The sequence below is a fragment of the Segeticoccus rhizosphaerae genome (assembly GCF_009192725.1).
GTDB classification, from domain to species: Bacteria; Actinomycetota; Actinomycetes; order Actinomycetales; family Dermatophilaceae; genus Segeticoccus; species Segeticoccus rhizosphaerae.
Window position 1 is genome coordinate 1 of sequence record NZ_VOHR01000593.1, and the last position, 1,108, is coordinate 1,108.

At 73.7% G+C, this 1,108-nt stretch carries 2 protein-coding genes and 1 pseudogene; all 3 read right to left on the reverse strand.

The window, feature by feature from the left end; all coding sequences use genetic code 11:
- Positions 1-202 (reverse strand): annotated as a pseudogene (locus FRW57_RS21910) (glycosyltransferase family 1 protein); the annotation flags it as partial.
- Positions 203-227: 25 nt separating this feature from the next.
- On the reverse strand, positions 228-626 hold the full coding sequence (locus FRW57_RS21915; protein ID WP_137121504.1) for a 6-pyruvoyl trahydropterin synthase family protein: 399 nt from the start codon (positions 624-626) through the stop codon (positions 228-230).
- Between the two features lie 4 nt (positions 627-630).
- Positions 631-1,108: MDR/zinc-dependent alcohol dehydrogenase-like family protein (locus FRW57_RS23680; RefSeq protein WP_476748668.1), on the reverse strand; the 478-nt coding region annotated here is incomplete at its 5' end.

Genomic DNA, 1,108 nt, shown 5'->3' on the forward strand with positions numbered 1-1,108 from the left:
CGGGCAGACCCGCGACGACCGCACGCAGCGCGGCCAGGTCACCGGGGCGGGGCCGCGGCCAGCGGCCCGGCACCGCGTGCTCGTGCACGGTCCACCCGGTTGCCCCCAGCTCCCGGCACAGTCGCCGGTCGTAGACGTTCCCGCCGCTGGGGCGCCGAGGGTCGTCGACGTCGCCGGGGACCACCACCTCGACCCGGTTCACGCCAGCCCCTCGGCGACGCTGGAGATCACAACGTCCGTTGGTAGCTCGCCCGGGCGAGGTCCGACTCGTGCAGGGTCACCTCGAGACCCTCGAGGTCCTGACCGGCCGGCCCCAGCTCGCCCGCCGCGATGCGGTCGGCCAGGCGGTCCGCGACCTCCCGGGCGAGCACTTCGGTGGTCGTGTTGTGACCGGCGAACCGGGGCAGCTCGTCCAGGTTGCGGTAGTCGAGCTCGTCGAGCACGGCGCGGAGCTGCTGCGCGGCCGCGGCGATGTCCACGACCAGGCCGGCGCCGTCGAGCTCGGTGCGCCGGAAGCTGGCGTCGACCACGAAGGTGGCGCCGTGCAGTCGCTGCGCGGGACCGAACTGCGCTCCGGTGAAGCTGTGGGCGACCATCATCCGGTCGCGCACCGTGACGTTGAACATTTCCTCACTCCCGTCCGTAGTCAACAAGGTGACACACAGCGCGCTCGCGGCCGTCGACCAGCCGCGGCATCACCTCGGGCAGGTCCTCGAACCTGACCGGTCCGGTCAACAGGGCGTCGAAGGCAGCGTCGCGCAGGAGGTCGAGCGCCAGGGTCAGCCGATCGCGGGTGCTGCGGGTGCCGCGCCGGGCCGGCGCCACCATCCCCACCTGGCTCGCCCGCACGCTCAGCCGGCCGGAGTGGAAGGTGCCTCCGAGGGACAGCTCGACGGGAGCGTCGCCATACCAGGACATCTCGCAGACCAGGCCCTCCCGTGTCAGCAGGTCCAAGGAGAGCTGCAGCCCGGCCGCGCTGGCGCTGGTGTGCACCACCAGGTCCTGGCCACCCGGGGCCTCGCCGGGCGCGGCGAACCGGGCGCCGAGCCCGGTGACCAGCGCCCTCCGGGACGGGTCGACGTCGACGACGGTGAGCTGCACCCCCGGG